We start from the raw sequence: 15,172 nt of genomic DNA on the forward strand, positions 1-15,172 counted from the left end.
GGGCGAGGGTGCGCGCGATCACGTCCGGCGCGGGCCCGCGGGAACTGCCGGCCGCCGTGGCGGCACCGGGCGGGGACCTGCGCGAGTCGGCCTCGGACGCGGGTGGCGAAGTGGCCTCCGCCACCGCGGACCGTCGTATGCCGTCGGCGGAGGCCACCGGCTCGGACGGCGCCGCCGACGCGACCACGCCGGCCCGCGGTGCGGCCTCGGTGGCGGTCGGCTCGCACGCCGCTTCCGACACGGTCACGCCCGCCCGCCCCACGGCCCCGGCGGAGAACGTCCCGGCGGAGAACGTCCCGGCCGGGAGCGGCTCGGACGTGACGTCCGCGAAGTCCCGGTCCGGCGGCCGGAGCCGCGTCGAGGCCGACGCGGTGCCCCGCGAGGCGACGGCCCGTGCGACCGCGAGCGTGGCCCCGCACGAGGCCCCGGCGGTGTCCGCCGCGACGCCGGGCGTCACCTCACCGGAGACCCCCGCCGCGTCCCGCCCCCGTTCCGGGTTCACCCGCGTCCTGCGCACCCACTTCGGCACGCTTGCCGGAACGGTCATCCTCGCCGTCGTCCTCTGGCGGACGGGAACCGGCGTGTTCGTGGACGGTATACGGCGGATCGACGGGGGAACGCTGGCGGCGGCGGTCGGGATCGGCGTGCTGACCACGGTGTTCAGCGCGTGGCGCTGGTGCGCCGTCACCCGCGCGCTCGGGCTCCGGCTGCCGCTCGGGCCGGCCGTCGCGGACTACTACCGCGCGCTGTTCCTCAACGCGGCGCTGCCCGGCGGTGTCCTCGGCGACGTGCACCGAGCCGTGCGGCACGGGCAGAGCTCCGGTGACATGGGCCGGGGCGTACGCGCGGTGGTGATCGAGCGGACCGCGGGTCAGTTGGTGCTGGCAGCCGTGGGCGTAACGGTCCTGCTGGTGCTGCCGTCACCGGTGCTGGAGCAGACCCGCCACGCGGCGGGAGTGACGGTGCTCGCCGCCCTGGGCGCCCTGGCGATCTGCGCGGCGGTCCGGATGGGCCGGAAGCCGGGCGTGGGCGGAGGCAGGGGCCGCCGGGTCCGCGCCGTCCTCACCGAGGCGCGCGGCGCGCTGCTGAACCGCGACAGCGGATTCGCCGTCCTGATCTCGTCCGTGGCGGTACTGGCCGGATACGTGGCGATGTTCCTGCTCGCCGCACGCGTCGCCGGGTCCACCGCGACCCCGCTGGAGCTGCTGCCGCTCGCGCTGCTGGCCCTGATCGCGATGAGCCTGCCGCTCAACGTCGGCGGCTGGGGCCCCCGGGAGGGCGTCACCGCCTGGTCCTTCGGCGCGGCCGGCCTGGGCGCCTCCCAAGGGCTGACCGTGGCCGTCGTCTACGGTGTCCTCAGCTTCGCGGCCGCCCTGCCGGGGGCCCTCGTGCTCGTCGGGCGCTGGTACGGCTCCGTGCGGGCCCGCCGTCAGTCGACGGACGTGCTCGCGGAAGAGGGCGCCGACGGAATCGCTCCCGTCTCCCAGGTGTCCGAGGTGACCAACGAGAAGTACGCCCCGAAGGAATGGACGAACCCCGCCAGCAACTCCTTCCCCTTCGCGGCGGATGCCAGGGACGGACGGCCGATGACACCGGAATCGGTGTAGGCCGACATACCGAGGGAGAGGAGATGACGGCGGTCGTCGGCAAGGAAATCGGTGGTCTCGTGACCGGGCCGGACCAATTCGGGATGGCAATGCAGAAGTATGGAGGTCTCTATTTCTCCCGCATGCATATCACTGAGCAACGAGGTCTGTACGCCCGCCCGTTCGCGCGCGGCGTCCCAGTCCTCCATCGCCGGGAAAAGAGCCATTCGATGTCCCTCCGCGGTGGATTCCTGGACGACATTGCCCAGAACATAATTCCCGCCGTGACCGTTCACCACCACCAGTGCCTCGACGCCCGACCGGCGCAGGGACGCGGCGATGTCGCGGACCATCGCGTGCAGGGTCGTCGCGGAAATGCTGACCGTGCCCGGCCAGGCCGCGTGCTCGTGCGAGCAGGCGATGGTCACGGGCGGCAGGAGGTGCACGGGGTACGCGGCGGCTATCTCCCGGGCTATGGCACACGCGACGAGCGTGTCGGTGGCCAGCGGCAGATACGGGCCGTGCTGCTCGTAACTGCCGACGGGAAGCACCGCGACCTGTCGGCCGCCCTCCGCCCCCCGCGCGCGGACGTCCGAGGTGGTGTCCGTCGGAACAAGACTCGAACTGCTCATCTTTTCACGGCCTTTCGTCTCTGCTGATGCTCCGTCATTTTCGCATGACGCCAGGGCTTACCAGATAGGAACCAGATCATGACAGAAAATGTTGGTGTACTCGGCACGAATGCCCAGTCCTCCGGCGCCGTACGTGTGGTGAACGCCCCCCTGCCCACGACCTACGGTGACTTCGAGGCCGTAGGTTATCTCGACCAGGATCGCGGCGAGGAACAAGTGGCTTTGGTGTACGGCGACATCAGCGGCGGTGAGGGAATTCTCATCCGGCTGCACTCGGAGTGCCTGACCGGTGACGCGTTCGGTTCCCAGCACTGCGAATGCGGCGAGCAGCTCGACAGCGCGCTCAGGGCCATAGTCGCCGAGGGCCGAGGGGTTCTCGTCTATCTGCGCGGCCACGAGGGGCGCGGCATCGGCCTGCTCGCCAAGCTCCAGGCGATGAAGCTCCAGGCCGAGGGGCTGGACACCGTCGAGGCCAACCTCGCCCTCGGTCTGCCGGTGGACGCCCGCGACTACCGGGTGGCGGCCGAGATGCTGCACGACCTCGGCGTGCGGTCGGTCCGGCTGATGTCGAACAACCCGCGCAAGCGGGAGGCGCTGCTGCGCCACGGCATCGAGGTCTCCGAGCAGGTGCCCCTGCTCATCACGCCGTGCGAGGACAACATCACCTACCTGCGCACCAAGCGCGAGCGGCTCGACCACTACCTGCCGCACCTGGACGCGGTGGTCCGCTCGTCCTGAGCGCCGGGGTTCGCGCGGCGGCCGCCTCGGAGGCGACTCCGACACCGGCCGTCGCGCCCGCCGGGCGTCCGTCTTGGGACGCGCTCCGCATGAACGTTCGCCTGTGGTGGAAGACCTGACTCGGTCGGGCCATCCGACCACGGTCGGACGAAGGGAGCGTTCGTGATCCGCAGCGCACGGGTCGTCGTCATCGGCGGAGGCGTCATCGGGACGAGCATCGCCTACCACCTGGCCGCCGCCGGGGTGGACGACGTCGTCCTCGTCGAACGCGACGAACTGGCCTCCGGATCGACCGCGAGGGCCGCCGGCGGGGTCCGCGCGCAGTTCTCCGACGAACTCAACATCCAGCTCGGGGCCCGCAGCCTGGAGGCGTTCGGTCGCTTCGGACAGGAGCTGGGCCACGACATCGGACTCCACCGGGTCGGCTACCTCTTCCTCCTGACGACCCCCGACGAGGTCGCCCAGTTCGAGGCCGGCGTACAGCTCCAGAACGACCTGGGTGTGCCCAGCCGGATGCTCGACCCCGCCGAGGCCCGGCGGCTCTCCCCGCTGATCTCCACCGAGGGCCTGCTCGCCGCCGCGTTCTCGCCCGACGACGGGCACTGCACCCCCGAGTCCGTGGTCCACGGCTACGCCGCCGGGGCCCGCCGCCACGGCGCGACCGTGCTGCGCAACTGCGAGGCCCTGGGCATCGAGACCTGGCGGGACACGATCACGGCGGTGGTCACGAGCAAGGGCCGCATCGTCACCGACACGGTCGTGTGCGCGGCCGGCGCCTGGTCCCGTTCGGTCGGCGCCATGATCGGCGTGGACCTCCCGGTGGAACCCCTGCGCCGCCAGATCGCCGTCACGGAACCGGTCCCCGGCCTCCCGCCGAACCTCCCGATGACGATCGACTTCACCAGCAGCCTCTACTTCCACACCGAGGGCCCCGGCCTGCTCGTCGGCATGTCCGACCCCGACGAACGGCCCGGCTTCGCCACCGACACCCACGACCGCTGGATCCCGCGCCTGTACGAGGCCATGGAGCGCCGCGCGCCCGGCCTGCTCGACCTGCGCCGGACGGGCGGCTGGGCGGGGCTGTACGAGATCACGCCGGACCACAACGCCCTGATCGGCGAGGCCGGTTCGTGCTCCCGCTTCCTCTACGCGACGGGGTTCTCCGGCCACGGGTTCCTGCAGGGCCCGGCGGTCGGCGAGGTGGTCCGCGACCTGTATCTCGGGCGCGTACCCTTCGTCGACATCAGCCCGCTGAGCGTCGACCGGTTCACGGCCGACTCCCTGCGCCCGGAGGCCAATCTCGTATGACCGATCTCCACCTGTGGCTCCGCCACGAGACCCGCACCACCGAACGCCGCACCCCGATCGTGCCGTCCGACGCCCGGCGGCTCGTGGAGAGCGGAGTGCGGATCACCGTCGAGGACTCCCCCCAGCGGATCTTCCCCCTGGAGGTGTACGAGGAGGCCGGCTGCCAGGTCGCCGACCCCGGCTCGTGGGTGTCGGCGTCGGCGCGGGCGGTGATCGTGGGGCTCAAGGAACTCCCGGACGCTCCCGCCGAACTGACTCACCGTCATATTTTCTTCGGGCACGCCTACAAGGGGCAGCCGGGCGCCGAGACGCTGCTGCGCAGGTTCGCGGCCGGGGGTGGTGCGCTGCTCGACCTGGAGTACCTGGCCGACGACCGGGGCCGCAGACTCGCCGCCTTCGGCTTCTGGGCCGGCTATCTGGGCGCGGCCCTCGCAGTGCTCCACCACCGGGGTGTCCTGCGGGCCCCGCTCCAGCCCACCTCCAAGGAGGCGATGGAGGCCGAACTCCGCGCGTCCACCGGTGACGTGAGCGCGCTGGTCATCGGCGCCCTGGGCCGCAGCGGCCGGGGTGCGCGGGTGGCGCTCGGCGAGGCGGGCGTCGAGCCGACCTGCTGGGACCTGGCCGAGACCCGCGACCTGGACCGACCGGCCCTGCTGGCCCACGAGTTGATGGTCAACACGGTCCTGACGACCAGCCCGGTCCCGCCCTTCCTGACGGACAAGGACCTCGACGGACCGGACCGCCGGCTCAGGACCCTCTCCGACGTCACCGTCGACGTCGGCTCTCCCCTGAACGTCCTGCCCGTCTACGACACGACCACGGAATGGGACCACCCCGTACGGCGGCTGCGCGAGCACCCTCCGCTCGATCTCATCGCCATCGACAACCTGCCCTCCCTGCTGCCCCGGGAGGCGAGCACCGACTTCTCGGCCGCGCTGCTGCCGCAGCTGCTGGACTTCGAGACCGGCGGCGCATGGGGCCGCTGCCTGGACCGGTTCCGTCAGGTGAGCCTCGAACTGGGGCTCACAGAGAGGTAGTTGCCCGATGACCGAGGTGGTTCCCGCGAGCGGCACCGTCCACTGGGTCGGTGCCGGCCTGTCCACGGGCAGCGGCCTGGCGGCGCTGTGCGACACCGCCGCCCGGGTGCGGCTGTGGCACCGTACCGAGGAGCGCGCCGAAGGGGCCCTGGCCGCGCTGGGCCTGGCGGGCCGCGCGGAGCCCCGCGCCTTCACCCTGCCGGCGCTCGTGGCCGAGCTGGCCCCCGGGGACATCGTGGTGTCGATGCTCCCGGCCCCGGACCACGCCCCGCTGCTCGACGCGTGCGTCGGGGCGCGGGCCCACTTCGCCTGCTCCAGCTATGTCTCGGACGCGGTCCTGGAGTTGGTGCCGGCGGCCGGGGCGGCGGGGCTCACCGTCCTCACCGAGGCGGGCCTGGACCCGGGCATCGACCACCTCTTCGCGCACAGCCTGATCGCCCGGGCGACCGAGGCGATCGGACCGGAGACGGCCGCCTCGTACACCCTCACCTCGTACTGCGGCGGTGTCCCGGCCGTGCCCAACGACTTCCGGTACCGCTTCAGCTGGGCACCGGCCGGCGTGCTCAACGCTCTGCGCTCACCCGCCCGTTACATCGAGGACGGCGCCGAGACGACGGCCGACCGCCCGTGGACGGCCACCCGCCCCCACGCCGTCGACGGCGAGAGCTTCGAGGTCTACCCCAACCGTGACAGCGTCCCCTTCGTCGCCCAGTACGGCCTCCCACCGGCCTGGAAACCGCAGACCTTCGTCCGTGGCACGCTCCGCCTGGACGGCTGGCTGACGGCCTGGGCGCCGGTCTTCGCGGAGCTGGCAGGCGACGACGACCAGCGCATCGCCGCGCTGGCCCGTGAACTGGCGGCCCGCTACCCCACGACCGATGCGGACCGCGACCGCGTCGTCCTCGCGGTCTCCCTCGACGTGCATGCCGGTTCGGGCGAGGCGTGGTCCGGCCGCTACCTTCTCGACACCGTCGGCACGGAGAGGGAGAGCGCGATGGCCCGCCTGGTGTCGCGCCCCCTCGCCCTCGGGGTGGGGCACATCCTGGACGGCTCACTGCCGACGGGGCTGAGTCGGGCGGCGGAGACGGGCGAGCGGTCACAGGCGTGGCTGGGGGAGCTGGAGCGCGCGGGGATCGACTTTTCGCTGCGCGTCGGGGAGTGAGGGGGTGGGGGCGGTTCGAGGGCCGCCCCCAGGGGTGGGTCAGGCGGCTGCCGCCACGTAGTCGCCGTACATCAGGATGATCGTCGGGATGCACGTAAGAGTTGCTATTGCGATCATCGCAAACCTTCGCGGCGTGGCGCGTGGCGCCTTGGGGATCTTTCTCAACGGATACCTCTCGGACAGGATTAGCTCACTTGTTCCCTGCTGGAATGGCTGTTCGCAGCATGGGAAGCCTAGCGAGCTCCGCCTGTGCGCGCATCCAAGATCGCGAAGTTGTCGATCATGACCGCAGTAACTTACGCAACCTATCAAACTCGATCACTTGTGAGCGGATACGTTCCAGTCCGGCCCCGGCCCGTGCCTCTTCCTCATCGGCATGGATGCGCCGGGCCGCCTCCAGCGCTTCCCCGAAGTGGTGTTCCGCGGCCGTCGGCCGCCCGCGTGCGAGCTCGCAGTCGCCGAGGGCGAGCTGGGCCTGGACCTCCTCCAGGGCCGCACCGATGCTCCTGGCCAGGGAGAGCGCGCGCCGGATGAGGTCCTCGGCCCGGTCGGTGTCGGACAGGTCCTGGTAGGCGCGCCCCAGTCGGGTGAGGGCGATCGCCTCGTTCTTGCGGGCGCCCATCCGTCGGAAGACCGGAAGCGCCGCCCGGCACAGCGGGACCGCGGCCGCGGCGTCGCCGGTGGCCAGGTGGATCTCGGCGATGTTGATGTGCAGGATCGCTCTGTCGGACGGGCTCCCCGTGCGCTCCGCGAGGCGCAAGGAGTGCTCGGAGGTCCGCCGGGCGCCTTCCGGGTCTCCGGTCCGGAGATACAGATGGCCGAGGTTGTTGAGCGTCTTCGCGAGCATGCGCTGGTCGTCCGTGGCCTCGAACCCCGCGATCGCGCCCCGGAACCAGGAGAGCGCGTCCTCGTGCTCACCCAGGTACAGCAGACAGATGGCGATGTTGTTCTGGCAACGGGCCTCGGACCACCGGTCACCCGTCGCGGCACAGAGCGTCAGGCACTCCTTCTGCAAGGCCAGGGCCTGCTGGTTCAGGCCCAGGTGCCAGTGCAGTATGCCCAGTTCCCGCAGCGCTTCGGCCTGGACGTCCCGGTCGCCGATGGCCCGCGCGCGCTCCAGTGCCTCCCGGGCGGTCCGGTCCGTTTCCGCGAACCGCCCGGTCGCCGTGTACGCCGTGCTCAGATCCAGCAGGGCCCGGCACAACGCGTCCTCGCGTCCGACCGCGCGCCAGTACTCGGTGGCGGCCTCGTGCAGCCGCACCGAATCCGTCCAGTAGCACTCGCCGTCGAGGAAGCCCGCCAGCACATGGCTCAGCAGGGCGGCGCGATCCCCCGATCCGTGCTGCCGCAGCAGGTGTTCGGCGCTCAGCAGGTTCTGTCGCTCGGTGGTGAACCAGGACAGGGCTTCGCCGACGGTGGAGGCCTCGGGGACCGCTACCGCGGTGGTGGCCGGTGCGGCCGGGGACGCGATGTCCGCGTCGGGCACGGCCAGGCGTATCCGGCGCGGATACAGCACCCGGTCGCAGTGGTCCGCCGTACGGAGGTAGTGGTCCGCCAGCCGGGATCGTGCCGCCCCGCGGTGTTCCTCGGGGTCCTGGGCGGTGCAGAGCAGATGGGCGTACTCGCCCAACAGGTCGTGGAAGCGGAAGCGGTTGGGGACCGGCTCCTGGAGCACGTGGCTCTGCAGGAGTGACTCCAGGAGACGTTCCGTCTCGTCGAGGGGGCGGCCCAGGAGGGCGGCGGCCGCGCAGGAGCCGAACTCGGGGCCCGGATGGAGGCTCAGCAGGCGGAAGGCGGACTGCTCGTCGGAGGAAAGGGTCTGGTAGGAGACCTCGAAGGCGCGGGCGATCTCCGAATAGCCGTCGCGGATCTGCGCGAGGCGGTCGGTGGGTCGGGAGAGCAGTTCACGCAGCACGGTGAGGTCCCAGGACGGGTGCGCGCTCAGCCGGTTGGCCGCGATCTCGATCGCGAGGGGCAGATGACCGCACAGACCCACGATCCGCTCGATCTCCGCCGTGTCGTCCGGCCGCCCGCCCGGGTCCTCGGGACCGCGGACCTCTTCCAGCCCCGCGAACGCGCGGAAGAGCGCCACCGCGTCCGCCGTCGGCAGCACGTCCAGTGCCAGAGAGCGTCCGCGCGGCAGGCCGACCAGCCGGCGGCGGCTCGTGATGAGGACGAAGCACTCCGTCGTGCCGGGCAGGAGCGGCCGCACCTGTTCGGGACCCGCGGCGTCGTCGAGGACGATCAGTGCCCTCCGGTGGCCGAGGGCCTGACGCCACAGCGCCGCCCGTTCCTCCACGTCGGAGGGTATGTCCTGCGGCGGTACTCCCAGATAGCGCAGGAGGGTCGCGAGTGCCGCCGCCGGGGCGAGGGGCTCCTGGCCCTGGGCGTGGGCGCGCAGGTTGAGGTAGATCGAGCCCTCGGGGAAGCGATCGCCGAACTCGTGGGCGGCGCGAATCGCCAGCGCGGACTTGCCGATCCCGGCCATCCCCGAGATGGACTCCAGCGTGACGATCGCGCCGTCGCGCGAGGCCGTCTCGATGGCGGAGCGAATCCGGTCGATCTCGGTACGGCGGCCGACGAGAGGAGCCTGTCGGGGGAGATGGTCGGGCACCGGGCGCGGTCGGGACGGTGCGTCAGGGGGCGGGACCCGGTCGTCCGCGGGTCTTCGGGTGAGTTCGTGGAGGGGGGCCCTGGCGAGGATGTGCCGGTGGATACGGGCCAGTTCCTCACCGGGATCGGTGCCGAACTCGGATCTCAGAATCCTGCGGACGCTCTGATGGACGTGCAGCGCCTCCGCGTGCCGTCCTCCGCCGTAGTACGCGATCATGAGCCGGCCTGCGAGGGTCTCGTCGCCGCGGTACTCGTCGACCAGGGGTGCCAACTCGCCCGCCACTTCGGCGAACCGGCCGAGGCGGAGCTCCACGGCGGTCCGCGCGGTGATGACACCGCGTCTCCGCTCCGCGAGGGTGCTCCGGACCCGCCGTGCCCACAGGCCGGGCAGGCCGGCCAGCGGCTCCTCCCAGAGGCCTTCGGCTTCCTGGAACAGCGTCGCCGCCCGTGTGTCGTCGCCCTCGGCCGCCAGCGTTCCGGCCCGGTCGGCGAGCCGGAGGAAGCGGTGCCAGTCCACGGTCTCGGGGTCGGCGACCAGGGTGTACGTGTGGGTGCGATGGGTGATGGCCGGGGTCGTCGAACCCGGTGCCGCGGTCCGGATCGCCCGGCGGACGCGGGACACATAGGTGTGGACGTTCTCCCGAGCGCGTGCCGGAGGGTCGTCCCAGAGCCGGTCGACGAGGGTGTCCAGGGGTACGGGGCGGCCCACGTCGAGGGCCAGGGCAGCCATGAGCAACTGCTCCTTGACGGAACCGAGACCGAGCCGGCGCTCCGGGAAACCGAGGCCGACGGGGCCGAGAACATGGATCTCCACCAGCGTTCCTCTCGCCGGCACACCCGTTCCAGGACCGCGCAGACTGCACAGGATGACACCTCGTCACCTGGGAAACCAGACAGTCATCGAACTGTCGGCCGAATCTTTGTCCTTTATCCGGGAGCCGTGGCGGGTAGGCCACCTCTGATCTGTGTAGATGGCACACGTCGGTGCCCGTCGCGGGCTCGGATTCGACCACGGGGGCGGAGAGAATGAGCGGCGACATCGAAGGAACCGGCCGGACCAGCAACCTCGTCGGCGGAGCCGCACGGGTGTCGGGCGTCGTGGTCCAGACGGCCGAGGTGCACGGTGGCATCCACACCCACATGTGGCAGTCCGCCGCGGCGCCGGTCACCCCCCTGCCCGTGCCTCGTCAATTACCGCCAGCCATACGCCACTTCACGGACAGACAGGGCGACCTCGACGCACTCGGGCGGCTCCTGCCGCACCGCACCGGGCTGGTCGTGGTGACCGGGCCGGCCGGGGTGGGCAAGTCCTCCCTGGCGACTCGGTGGCTCCGCCGCATCGGCGACGACTTCCCCGACGGGCAGCTCTACGCCGACCTCCGCGGCCACGACCTCGCGGACGCGGCCGGACCGGGCGAGATCCTCGGACGGTTCCTCCGTTCGCTGTATCCCGGCCCCGTACCGGCGGACACGGCCGAACAGAGCGCGCTGTGGCGCTCGCTCACCTCCGGGCTGCGGCTCGCCGTCCTGCTGGACAACGCCTGCACCGCGGCCCAGGCCCGGCCGCTGCTGCCGGGATCCGACGAGAGTCTCGTGGTCGTCACCGGCCGCCGCAGACTGACCGGGCTCGGCATCGACGGAGCGGTCTTCCACACCCTCGATGTGATGCCACCCGACGCGGCGGAGGAACTGCTGATCAGAGCCGTCGGCCGGGAGCGGGTGGCCGACGACCCGGCGGCCGCGCGCGAGGTGGTCAGCCTGTGCGCGGGGCTGCCCCTGGCGGTGTGCGTGGCATCGGCCCGGTTGGCGGCCCGCCCCCGGCAGCCGCTGCGCGTCCTGGCCGACGCGCTCGCCCGGCCCGGTGACCGACTGGCCGTCCTGGCCGTGGAGGGAGAGACAGCGGTGTGCGGAGCACTGGACGAGTCCTACCGGGCGCTGCCCGCCCCGGCCGCCCGGCTCTACCGTCTGCTGGGACAACTGCCCACGCCCGAGCTGGACAGCCGGCTCGCGGCGGCGGCGGGCGCCCTCACCCTCGACGAGGCGGACGGACTGCTCGATGTCCTCGTCGAGTCCCACCTCCTCCAGGACCTCGGTGAGGACCGCTACCGCTTCCACGACCTCATCCGTCTCCACGCCCGCCAGCACGGGGCCGACCACGAACGCGACGAGGCGCTGCGCCGCTCGGGCGACTGGTACCTCGCGGCCGCCACCGCCGCCCAACAGCTGATCACTCCCGCGCAGTTCACCCTGGAACGCGCCGACGAGCGGTGGCCGGATCTGGAACCGCCGTTCACCGACGAACCGGGCGCCCTGAACTGGCTCGAGGGGCACCACGTGAATCTGATGGCGGTACTGCGCGACGCCGCCCAACGCCACTGGTCGACGCTGACCTGGCAGCTCGTCGACGCCATGTGGCCGCTCTTCCTACGGCTGCGTCACTACGATCTGTGGATCGAGGCCCACGAGCTCGGGCTCGCCGCCGCCCGGCGCGCCGGGCACGCCGAGGCGGAGCGCCAGATGCTCAACTCCGGTGCCATCGGCCTGAGCGCGGCCCGGCGTACCGAGGAGGCCATCACCTGGTACGCCGCCTCGCGCGACGCCGCTCGGGCCGCAGGAGACCGTCGGGACGAGGGGCAGGCGCTGCTGGGCCTGGGGGCCGCCCACTACGAGACGGGACGACTCGCCGAAGCCGTGACCCTGTTGGAGGAGGCCGTCTCCCTGTGGGAGGACGTGGGGTATCCGCGCGGCACGGGGCTGGCCCGGACAGTGCTGGGCGAGATCGCGTCGGCCTCGGGTGAACCGGCGGCGGCCGTACGGCACTTCGAGCGCGCCCACGCCATCCTCACGGCCGTGCGCGACCCGCATGACGCCGCGCGGGCGCTGGCCTTCCTGGGGCGGGCCCGGGCCCGGTCCGGTGAGATCGAGGAGGGTATGGAGCAACTCCGCGTCGCCCTGGGAACGTTCGAGCGGTCGGGTGCCGTTCACTGGCAGGCTCGCACCCTGGAGATGCTGGGGCAGTCCGCGCAGGACGCGGGCGACCCAGAGGCCGCCCGCGACTACTACCGGCGGGCGCTGCCGCTGGCCGCGACCGTCGGCGCGGACGACGCGCGCCGGGTGAGCGCGCGATGCGAGGGGCTGCCGGGGGAGTGACCGGTCCGGGCCGCGGCCAGCCACGTTCCACCCGTCAACGGCAGGACGACCAGGAGACAGCCGGGGTGCGTGGCCAGCAGTCCGCTCGCCTCCCGGCCGGCCACGGCGGCGTTCGGCCTCGGCCGTCGGCCGACGAGTACGTCCGCCAGGTCCCGGCGGCAGGTGCGATCGTCGACGTCGCCCCAGAGGCACCCGGCGAACCACGCGGCGCCGGCCGCCCCGCGAGCGTGTCCGGTTTGGGGCGCCGTGGGCCCGTGGGCGACCACGCGGCTGATGGCTGTTCGGGACAGGTCGCGCGGTCCCCCACGCTTCTTCCCGGACGCGGTCACGCCGACACGCCCATGCCGGCGCCCGGCCAGATCCTGGAGGCGTCCGGTGCCGGAAGGGGCCGGGTCGCCGGAGCGTGGGCCGGCTGGCCCAGTCCCAGCAGGCGGTACAGCAGTGCCCGCATGTTGCGGTTGAAGCGGCCCGGTTGCGAGGTGATGCGGCCCGCGATCCGCTCGTACGCGGGACGGCGGTACTCGGCGGTCGCGTACGCGAACTGCCCGGTCAGGGGATGGAACGGGGAGAGGGCCGGAGCCAGCAGAGCCAGGTCGGCGGCCGGCGAGGCAGGGTTGGTCTCGCTCTCCGCCGCACCGGCCAGCAGGATCGGGGCCTGGGTCAGTGTGCTGTACAGCGTCACCGAACCGTGGTCACCGACGACGAGGTCGGCGGCGCAGAGGACGGGGCGCCAGTCCATGTCGGGGGGTACGACACCCAGTCCCCGCTCCGTCCAGGACGCGAGCCACGCGCGTACCTGGCGGGAGCCGTGGCCGGACCACACGTTGGGATGGACGAGGGCGACGAGGCGATGGCTGTCGTCGCGGAGTTCGTGGACGAGGCGGGGCAGGAGGGTCTCGAAGCGGGCGAAGGCCGACTCGGGGCCCCAGGTGGAGGTCACCGCGACCAGGCGCCGGCCGCCGTGGAGGCCCAACGCCCGCCGGTAGGCGTCCCGTTCGGGCAGGCTCGCGGCGATGCGATCGTGCGCCGGGTCGCCGACCACATGGGCGACGGGCAGCGCCTCGGGGCAGGAGCGGGCCAGCGCGTCACGGTCGGCCTCGTGGGCCAGGACGACCGCGGCCGGCGGCTCTCCGCCGGGGCACAGATCCTCGCGGCGCAGCCCGAAGACCGCCGAGTCCGGTGCTCCGGCGAAGCGCTTGAGGAAGCAGGCGCCGTGCGGCAGCAGCACCACGCGGGCCCGCACGCGCTCCATGACACGGGGACCCGCCGCGACCGCGAGGTCGAACTCGGTGCGCGCCGCCTCCTTCCAGGGCAGCACCACGCCGCCCGACCGCCTCAGATAGCGGACGGTGCCGTCGCTGAGTTCGTGCGGCGGGACGGTGAACACCACCTGGATACGGAAGTCCGACTCCAGCAGTGCGACGACGTCGAGCAGGCGCTTGACGTAGGTGACCGTGTGCGCGACCACCAGGACGGTTCTGCGCCCGGTCAGCGTCAGCCACTGCCGGGCCGGAGCCCCGTGGATCCGCGGGAGGCGCGAGGACTGAGCGGGTGTACCGAATGCCGACATGACATCCCCCGTGTCGTACAGCCGATTGGATACGAGCGCTCATGCCCGCGCGACTGGACGGTGCCCTTGCCGGTTCCTTGCAGAATCCTTGCCCCGGCCCCGGGAAGCGGTCGGCCTGGCCCGGATCGGGCTCAGCCCACGACGGCCTCGTGCACCAACCGCTTCAACTCCGGATAGACGGAGAACGACGACCGCCGCCGGACCTGCGTCATGAACTGAACCGTCAGGTCACGGCGCGGATCCACCCAGAAGGTCGTGGTGGCGGCGCCGGTCCAGCCGAACGTGCCCGGGGAGGACGGGCATTCGGTCGCGGAGGGGTCGATCACCACGGAGACGCCGAGCCCGAAGCCGACGCCCACATTGCCGGGTTGGCGGTGGAAGGCACTGCCGTACGTGTGGATGTCGACGCCGCCCGGCAACTGGTTGGTGGCCATCATGTCCACGGACTCGGGGGACAGGAGCCGTACGCCGTCGAGTTCGCCGCGGCGGCGCAGGAACTCGGCGAAGCGGTGGTAGTCCCGGGCGGTGGCGACCATGCCGCCGCTGCCGGACAGGAAGCGCGGCCGGCCGCGCAGCGGGAGACCGGGCACGGGCGCGATCGACCCGTCCTCCTGCTCGCCGTACAACTCGGCCAGCCGGGGCGCCTGTTCGGGGCTGACCCGGAAGCCCGCGTCCGTCATGCCGAGCGGGCCGAGGATCCGCTCGGCGAAGAACGCGTCGAGGTCCTGCCCCGACACCACCTCGACGATCCGGCCGAGGACGTTGGTGGAGACGGAGTAGTTCCACTGCGAGCCCGGCTCGAACTGCAGGGGAAGGCTCGCGTACTCCGCGCACGTCGTGGCCAGGTCGGCGCCCGGCCGTACGGAGTTCTCCAGGCCCGCGTCGCGGTAGAGCGCGTCGACGGGGTGGTCGTAGTAGAAGCCGAAGGTCAGGCCCGAGGTGTGGGTCATCAGATGACGCACGAGGATCGGCTGCTCGGCCGGGCGGGTCCGGACGCCGGCGCCCTCACCGGACTCGTACACGCGCGGTTCGGCGAACTCCGGGAGGTGGCGGGAGACCGGGTCCGTGAGCGACAGCCGTCCCTCCTCGATCAGTATCAGCGCCGCGACCGACGTGACGGGCTTGGTCATGGAGTAGACCCGCCACAACGTGTCGGTCTCGACGGGGAGCCGGGCCTCGCGGTCGCGCTGCCCGTACGTCGTGAGGTGGGCGACGCGACCGCCGCGGGCCAGGGACAACAGGTAGCCGGGCAGCCGGCCCTCGTCGACCTGAAGGCCCAGGTACTCGTCCAGGCGGGCCAGGGTCTTCGGGTCGAGGCCGGCCTCGCGCGGCTCGACGTCTCGGCTCAGTCGTTCCATGGTGGTTCTCCTCCGGTG

At 72.2% G+C, this 15,172-nt stretch carries 9 protein-coding genes and 1 pseudogene; 6 read left to right on the top strand and 4 right to left on the bottom strand.

All coding sequences use genetic code 11. The annotated features are described in order from the left end of the window. Positions 1 to 137: 137 nt before the first annotated feature. Positions 138 to 1,316, top strand: a pseudogene (locus OG272_RS40935) (lysylphosphatidylglycerol synthase domain-containing protein); the annotation flags it as partial. Between the two features lie 113 nt (positions 1,317 to 1,429). Here the strand turns inward: OG272_RS40935 and OG272_RS40940 are convergent. Then, on the bottom strand, positions 1,430 to 2,218 hold the full coding sequence (locus tag OG272_RS40940) for a creatininase family protein (RefSeq protein WP_405895727.1): 789 nt from the start codon (positions 2,216 to 2,218) through the stop codon (positions 1,430 to 1,432). A gap of 78 nt (positions 2,219 to 2,296) precedes the next feature. Between OG272_RS40940 and ribA the strand changes: the two genes are divergently transcribed. The 4 genes from ribA to OG272_RS40960 all read left to right on the top strand — a co-directional run bounded on the left by ribA (position 2,297) and on the right by OG272_RS40960 (position 6,463). Next, positions 2,297 to 2,956 carry a GTP cyclohydrolase II gene (gene ribA / locus OG272_RS40945; RefSeq protein WP_326574676.1) on the top strand — a complete coding sequence of 220 codons (660 nt, stop codon included), beginning with the start codon at positions 2,297 to 2,299 and terminating at the stop codon, positions 2,954 to 2,956. A 162-nt stretch (positions 2,957 to 3,118) separates the two neighbouring features. Continuing rightward, positions 3,119 to 4,264 carry an FAD-binding oxidoreductase gene (locus tag OG272_RS40950; RefSeq protein WP_326574675.1) on the top strand — a complete coding sequence of 382 codons (1,146 nt, stop codon included), beginning with the start codon at positions 3,119 to 3,121 and terminating at the stop codon, positions 4,262 to 4,264. Then, positions 4,261 to 5,301: a saccharopine dehydrogenase gene (locus tag OG272_RS40955; RefSeq protein ID WP_405895728.1), complete on the top strand. Its 1,041-nt coding sequence runs from the start codon at positions 4,261 to 4,263 to the stop codon at positions 5,299 to 5,301. Before OG272_RS40950 ends, OG272_RS40955 begins: the two co-directional genes overlap by 4 nt. A 7-nt stretch (positions 5,302 to 5,308) precedes the next feature. Continuing rightward, a complete protein-coding gene (locus tag OG272_RS40960; protein WP_328505644.1) occupies positions 5,309 to 6,463 on the top strand; it encodes a saccharopine dehydrogenase family protein in 1,155 nt (384 codons plus the stop codon). A gap of 280 nt (positions 6,464 to 6,743) precedes the next feature. On the opposite strand, the gene OG272_RS40965 is transcribed toward OG272_RS40960, so the two are convergent. Further along, the gene (locus OG272_RS40965; RefSeq protein ID WP_327726864.1) at positions 6,744 to 9,890 is read right to left on the bottom strand and encodes a tetratricopeptide repeat protein; all 3,147 of its coding nucleotides are present in this window, start codon (positions 9,888 to 9,890) and stop codon (positions 6,744 to 6,746) included. Positions 9,891 to 10,102: 212 nt separating this feature from the next. Here OG272_RS40965 and OG272_RS40970 point away from each other — a divergent pair, with 212 nt between their 5' ends. Further along, the gene (locus OG272_RS40970; protein WP_326574671.1) at positions 10,103 to 12,226 is read left to right on the top strand and encodes a tetratricopeptide repeat protein; all 2,124 of its coding nucleotides are present in this window, start codon (positions 10,103 to 10,105) and stop codon (positions 12,224 to 12,226) included. A 325-nt stretch (positions 12,227 to 12,551) separates the two neighbouring features. Here OG272_RS40970 and OG272_RS40975 read toward each other — a convergent pair whose 3' ends face one another. Together OG272_RS40975 and OG272_RS40980 are read right to left on the bottom strand one after the other, a co-directional pair. After that, positions 12,552 to 13,796, bottom strand: coding sequence for a hypothetical protein (locus tag OG272_RS40975; protein WP_327726863.1), 1,245 nt, complete (start codon positions 13,794 to 13,796; stop codon positions 12,552 to 12,554). Between the two features lie 131 nt (positions 13,797 to 13,927). Continuing rightward, complete coding sequence (locus OG272_RS40980; protein ID WP_326574669.1) at positions 13,928 to 15,154, bottom strand: serine hydrolase domain-containing protein; 1,227 nt, start codon at positions 15,152 to 15,154, stop codon at positions 13,928 to 13,930. Positions 15,155 to 15,172: the final 18 nt, after the last annotated feature.

It is taken from the genome of Streptomyces sp. NBC_00104 (genome assembly GCF_045160825.1).
Lineage (GTDB): Bacteria > Actinomycetota > Actinomycetes > Streptomycetales > Streptomycetaceae > Streptomyces.